At 44.5% G+C, this 3703-nt stretch carries 4 protein-coding genes; all 4 read left to right on the plus strand.

Features of this window, described 5'->3' with window-relative positions; all coding sequences use genetic code 11:
* Positions 1-956: hypothetical protein (locus tag KTQ90_RS12850; protein WP_254359725.1), on the plus strand; the 956-nt coding region annotated here is incomplete at its 5' end.
* Between the two features lie 285 nt (positions 957-1241).
* Positions 1242-1637 carry a plasmid mobilization protein gene (locus tag KTQ90_RS12855; protein WP_217318755.1) on the plus strand — a complete coding sequence of 132 codons (396 nt, stop codon included), beginning with the start codon at positions 1242-1244 and terminating at the stop codon, positions 1635-1637.
* A gap of 2 nt (positions 1638-1639) precedes the next feature.
* Positions 1640-2866, plus strand: a complete 1227-nt coding sequence (locus tag KTQ90_RS12860; RefSeq protein ID WP_254359726.1) for a relaxase/mobilization nuclease domain-containing protein — start codon at positions 1640-1642, stop codon at positions 2864-2866.
* 12 nt (positions 2867-2878) lie between these two features.
* On the plus strand, positions 2879-3484 hold the full coding sequence (locus KTQ90_RS12865; protein ID WP_217318757.1) for a hypothetical protein: 606 nt from the start codon (positions 2879-2881) through the stop codon (positions 3482-3484).
* Positions 3485-3703 lie beyond the last annotated feature (219 nt).

Below are 3703 nucleotides of genomic sequence, written 5' to 3' on the forward strand. Positions count from 1 at the left end.
CAGGTTGCAAGGCGAGCTCTATGTTATCGCAGAGGACATTTCCCCAAGGAGAGGATGGCATAGATGATTTTCTCTTTACTGAGAAAAACAGTCTTGCCAGTTATGGTTATAATATTCAAAATTCACAGAACATGGATAAACAAAAGATACATTACTGCTTCACGCTGTCCGATGTACAGATGGAGTATCTTCGCTGCAAAAAGTACAAGATTGACCGCATGGAATGCTTCATGTCTCTTGCCTCTCTTGCTGAACGTGAAACAACACTTGTTTCTATCAGCAAGACCCAACAAGTGGAAATCTTGTGTGGGCAATGTCTGGTTGACAATACCCAACTTGCCAAACTCTGGGATAAAGACCGCAAGACCGTACCCAAACTTTTACAGGCTATGGAGGATGTGGGCATTTCCTCTTCACAAAAAGTTGGAGACAACCGCATCATTACCCTGCATTCCCTCTCTGGTTGGTATGTGGACGGAAGATTTGTCAAGAACGGCTTTTCATTGAAGCGCAATGCGGATGGCTCTACAATCATCCACACGGAAGTTCCACAAACAAGAGTAATTGTTACGACAACGGAGGATGATACAAAGTCGGACAAGGAAGATGGGCATTCTGCCAATGGAATATCCGATACTGACAACAAGGGCAATTCTTCTACGGCAGATATTTCTTCTTCCCTAAATTCGACTTCATCTAATGACAACAGAAGCGTGGGTAAGGTTGGAACGAATGGTAATCTTTCCGATGCTGTTACTGGTGGAATTTTCCCACAACAAAATTACTCCAGACAGTCTGTTGGCAATCCTTCTTCCATACAAGAAGCAGATGCCAAACAGAATGAGGGAGAACACAACACATATCCACAGCATCTGGCAGGAGGTCAAACACAACAGTCTAACGGTTCTAATGCCAATGGTTACAAGGCTAACAGCTACCATAACGGCAATCAATAGGCATAAAGAGGCTTATGAGCCACCATACAGAGAAATCATACCAAAGGACGATTGACCGCCATAGGCTACCGCCAAACTGTTATACGTTTAAGCAGCCTTGGGGACGGACGCTGTTAAAAGTGCCGTCATTTTATAGGTACTTTTCGAGAAATCCTTTTGTAATACAGAAGCCGTGTCCGTCTTTCTGCATTCCTAAAAGTTTCTCGGACTACTCGCAGGCTCGCAGTCGTGACCACCTTTGCAAGGTGCTTGTAATCATCCCATTTTAATCAGAGACAAGGACAAATGAGAAAGAAGAACATCATAAGGAAACCGCCTACGGAAGTCCATACCTACCGATGTACGAAAGAAGAGCTGAAGCAGCTCCAGACGCTTGCCAAAGACTGTGGAATTAGTCTGAGCCGCTATGTCGTTGAGACTGGTTTGAAGCACCGTCCACGCATGAGGCTCACCAAGGAAGAGGTGGACGCTCTCAACTCTCTCGCCATCGCAAGGACGGATTTGATAAAAATCAGCAACGTGCTATCCAAGAAAACGGCTGAGGAAAAGGCTCGGTTCTTCAAAAATGAGAAGTTCATGCGTTGGTGGATTGATGCCGTTGCAGGACTTATCCAACATTGGTATAACATTGAAGAGAATATCGCAACAAACGTACAGACCAAATCAAAGGAGGATTCATGATTATGCTCGCAAAGGTAGTATCGTATGGAGGTAATTCCGTAAGGTACGCATTGGAAAAGGAGAATGCAAAGACGGTCAAGGTGAACAATATGCCCGATGGTCTTGACCCTACCGCCATCTGGTACATGATGAAGCATCATTGCCAGTATCATCAGGCGGAAAGGACGGTGGGCAGAAAGTTGGAAAGGTTCATGACCACTTTTGTACTTTCCCCATCAAAAGAGGAATCTGCCAACTTCACGATGGAAGATTGGTCAAACCTCCAAGACGAAGCATTGGAAGTTTTGGATTCTGTAGGACTTACGCCCAACGGTTTCTCCAATGAGATAAAGACCAACTTCACCAATTCTATGAATGTGGGTGGACTGCACTCGGATTCCAAGTCAGGAACGCTACACCTTCACATTGACTGCTGTCGTGTGGACACGGAGGGTAACACCAACGATGTACATGATATTCATCTTCGGGCAATGAAGGCTGCGGAAATCATCAATATGCGGCATGGGTGGGAACAACCGCAGGAAATTCGGAATATGCGGAAAGTGGAGCTTGCGGAGGATTGCGAACATACTCTCAAAGATATGCAACAGTTCAACATTGACAGATACTTCAATCTGTTGCGCATGAAAGGTTATGAGGTAAACCCACGCTATGACAAACAAAGGGAACTTGTCGGCTATACTGTCGGCAAGAACGCTTCCGTATTCAAGGCTTCGGAGATTGGCAGGAAGTTCATGGTGTCAAAGATTGAAGACACCTGGAAGAAACTGCACCCACAACCTACACAAGTCAAGACAAAGCCTGTTTCTCCATCCGTTGCTTCTACGCCTCGCCCAGTTCGTCCTGTCGTTCAGACTCCAATAGCATCACAACCAAAGGCGCAACCTCAACCTACAAAAACGGCATTCACAATCAACATTGGCGATGGAGTCAAAAAAGTGTGGATTCCGAACTCTGTCAAAGATGTCTTTACTAATGAGGTTCAGGTTCCAGAGGATAATGATATAGCGACAATAGAGAATGTCGCTCATGTAGCAATGCTGTTGTTTGCAGGGTATATTGATGCTGCCACTTCCATGTCGGAGTCATGTGGCGGTGGCGGTTCTGCTCCTTCTTCTGGTTGGGGCAAGAAGGATGATGAAGATGATTGGAGGTTTGCCCACCGTTGCGCACAGATGGCTCATTCCATGTGCAAGCCTAAACCACGCAGCAGAAGTTTCCACCGATAAATCAATGACAATATGGCAATCAGAAAAAGCAAGATAAACATAGACACAGAAGAAAGATCCGACTTCGACAACATGATGAATGATGTCGAAAACGAGGTTGAGGAACAGCAAGCCGAAGACGGACTTGTAAACCGTGTTCCTGAGTTGAAGCAGTTGAGTGAGGACATTGACAAGGCTACAAATACCTTCATCAATGCTACACTTGAACTGGAATCTGCTATTCAGCAGTATCAACGTGCAGAAGCCAAATTAGGTGGTGCTGTGACTACTATCAGCAAAAAGGTAGATACCATCAATCAGCACATAGACAAAGTTTTGGAAAATGCTCCCACAAAATTAAAGGTGTCTGTAAATGTCAATGATGCTGACTGGCAGAAAATCCAAGAACTGTTTGCCAAAGAACGCCAATGGATGGTCTCACAGATGCAGGAGCATATCCGTGAGGTCAATTCCATGTTTGCTGATGAACGGAAGAAAGTTCGTGAACGATACAAGGAATATGATGGTTGCTACCTCGGTCACTATGCCCAATGGTTCTTCTGGTTCTTCTTCACTATTGGTATCTTTGTGGTCGCTGGTGGTGTAGGAATGATGATTGCACAGAATTGTGGGATGTAAAAAACCGACTGACCTTAGGCTTTCGCTTAGAATCAGTCGGCTCATGTTATAATCCTTTTTCGGTGAAAAAATATTGTCTATCACCATAGTTCTGAGCTGTGTAAAATGTCTCAAACTCTTCATAAGTTTTGAAACGGCATTGAAATTGCATGATAACGTTAAGATATCGAGAGACTGGAGAAAGCCCTAATAATGCCAATCGTTTTATTCTGTTTCTTG

This window comes from Leyella stercorea (assembly GCF_019052365.1).
Taxonomy (GTDB): Bacteria; Bacteroidota; Bacteroidia; order Bacteroidales; family Bacteroidaceae; genus Prevotella.

What these genes read in the sequence shown, in the direction of transcription:
- KTQ90_RS12855 (WP_217318755.1), top strand. Translation starts at nt 1,242, where the DNA reads ATGAGAAAGAAGAACATCATAAGGAAACCGCCTACGGAAGTCCATACC.
- KTQ90_RS12860 (WP_254359726.1), top strand. Translation starts at nt 1,640, where the DNA reads ATGCTCGCAAAGGTAGTATCGTATGGAGGTAATTCCGTAAGGTACGCA.
- KTQ90_RS12865 (WP_217318757.1), top strand. Translation starts at nt 2,879, where the DNA reads ATGGCAATCAGAAAAAGCAAGATAAACATAGACACAGAAGAAAGATCC.